Origin of the sequence: uncultured Nostoc sp., from assembly GCF_964245575.1 — a bacterium.
Taxonomy (GTDB): domain Bacteria; phylum Cyanobacteriota; class Cyanobacteriia; order Cyanobacteriales; family Nostocaceae; genus Nostoc.
Genome location: NZ_CAXTNP010000526.1, coordinates 1 through 2,200 on the forward strand (window position 1 = coordinate 1; position 2,200 = coordinate 2,200).

Here is a 2,200-nt window from a genome sequence, read left to right on the forward strand (position 1 = left end):
CCAAGTTGCGCCATGATTCTGCATTATACATACCTTACCAAAACCCTGATCCTAATTGTCGCTCTCGTCGTAAATACGGTAACAAGCTGGATTATTGTAATATACCTGACGCATATTTGTGTAAAAGTAGCATTGAGGAGGATATCAAAACTGATATTTATCAAACTACTTTACTCCACAAGGAATTTGCTCAAGCACTAAATATAGTTGTTTTAGTCAAAACCAATCTTAAAACTAATGCTCGTAGTCATGTAATTCTATTTTCTAGTGACCTAAAGTTGTCATACGAAAAGATAATCGACTACTACAAACTCCGTTTCCAAATCGAGTTCAATTTTCGTGATGCCAAGCAGTTCTGGGGGCTAGAAGATTTTATGAACTTAAGCCAAACGGCTGTGACTAATGCTGCTAATCTAGCATTCTTCATGGTCAATTTATCCCACCATCTTCTGGCTGATTTTCGCCAGCACAATCCCGATTCGGGCATTATTGATCTTAAGGCTTATTATCGTGGTTTTCGATATGTTCGTGAAATGTTAAAAATGCTTCCAGAAATGCCTGAGCCTATTTTATTAACCCAGATTTTTGCCAAGCTTACTTCTTTAGGACGTATTCATCCCGTTTCTACAGGCATTGAACCCTCGTAAATTGGCTAAGGTATTGATATCTGAACGGATTTAGTGTCATGTTAATGATCAATGGCAGAAATATCAGCGCACAGAGCAAAAAGCCAATGAATAAGCCAGCAACACTTATCAGGCTCCAGTAGCGACCGAGATAACCAAGGCGGAATTCCAATATCCACTCTTGTACGGGAAGCATTGTTATGTAAAACGCGATTCCTGCACTGACTTAAATCTTGCATTGAACTAAGTAACTAACTGTATATTTAGCGTATTTGGCATAACCGTGCCAAAACGGACAAGGAAAAATACTAACCTAAGACGAATTGAAGCGATTATTGCTGAAAAGTTTCTCGCTTCCTGCGATCGCCTGGGCGGTTATAACATCGTACTCTGGAAAGGGATTTGCCTTTTTACTGGTTGTCGTGTATCAGAAGCATTAGCACTCCAGACGACTGATATCAAATCTGGTGCTATCACTTAGAACAAGTCTACCACCAAAGGTAAGCAGCATTGACTACTGAAAGCTTTGCCAGACTTCAACTGTAACATTCAATGTAATAATTTTTGCTTCTTGTTTTCTTACTTGGGCTTTCTTTCAACTCCAGTAATAACAAAGTTGGACATTTTTTGTTATTCCTGGTAGGATTATTGCTATGAGCCTATCAAGAGGTAGCAGATGAACGTTTCTCTGACCATAGAACTGGAAAAGTGGGTGCAATCCAAAGTTGAAAGCGGTATGTACACTTCGGCTAGTGAAGTGATCCGTGAAGGTCTGCGGCTGCTCAAAGACCAGGATGCCCTCAAAGCAATACGCCTTGCCGAGTTACGTAGGGAGATACAGCAGGGGATTGATAGCGGAGAATCTACACCGCTAAACATGGATGAAATTATCGAATTGGCGAAACAACAACGGCAGACGAGAGAATCCCCATAATGGCGACAATTCTTATAAAACCGTTAGCACAAGCTGATTTATTGGATATTTGGAATTTTATTGCCTCGGACAGCTTTGAAAAAGCAGATCAGCTTCTACAGAAAATAGACAGTCAACTCAAAATGTTGGCTTCAAACCCAGGTATGGGAAGAAAACGCGATTCCTTAGCACCAAATCTGCGGAGTTTTCCAGTAGGGAATTATCTAATTTTCTACCGTCCCATAAACCAAGGGATTGAAGTCATTCGTGTTCTACATGGGGCAAGGGACATCCAAAGCCTTTTTGAAGATTCAGGAGACGATGAATAAATCGTCAAATATCTAAACATCAAGGAATTAGTGCAGCAGGCTGCTGCACAATTTGCTAAAGAGAGAAGTGAGGAGCAGTACCAACTAGAAGTTACTCAACTTTCGTCAGCACCTCCAGTTGTGCCAGCAGTTTCTCTATCTGCTTGCGTTTCTTCGGGTCTGACCAAATGCGCGACTTCCTTAGTTTGGTAGTCGTAGCAGTAAACCCGGATTTCTCACAAACAATAAAAAATCAATTTACATGATTTGATATAAGACATTTTTTTGATACATCATGAATTTTAATTTACGTAGGGGAAGAGATTAAGTATAAAACAGTAGTCACGAAGATC

The 2,200-nt window shown here is 40.1% G+C and carries 4 protein-coding genes; all 4 read left to right on the forward strand.

Annotated features, from left to right (window positions below; translation table 11 throughout):
- Positions 1 to 647: transposase (locus tag ACFFAP_RS38015; protein ID WP_375516036.1), on the forward strand; the 647-nt coding region annotated here is incomplete at its 5' end.
- A gap of 262 nt (positions 648 to 909) precedes the next feature.
- Positions 910 to 1,107 carry a hypothetical protein gene (locus ACFFAP_RS38020; protein WP_375516037.1) on the forward strand — a complete coding sequence of 66 codons (198 nt, stop codon included), beginning with the start codon at positions 910 to 912 and terminating at the stop codon, positions 1,105 to 1,107.
- A gap of 195 nt (positions 1,108 to 1,302) precedes the next feature.
- Positions 1,303 to 1,560 (forward strand): type II toxin-antitoxin system ParD family antitoxin, encoded by a 258-nt coding sequence (locus ACFFAP_RS38025; RefSeq protein ID WP_179070153.1) that lies wholly within the window; start codon positions 1,303 to 1,305, stop codon positions 1,558 to 1,560.
- Positions 1,560 to 1,868 carry a type II toxin-antitoxin system RelE/ParE family toxin gene (locus ACFFAP_RS38030; protein WP_375516038.1) on the forward strand — a complete coding sequence of 103 codons (309 nt, stop codon included), beginning with the start codon at positions 1,560 to 1,562 and terminating at the stop codon, positions 1,866 to 1,868. The genes ACFFAP_RS38025 and ACFFAP_RS38030 overlap by 1 nt, the downstream gene beginning before the upstream one ends.
- Positions 1,869 to 2,200 lie beyond the last annotated feature (332 nt).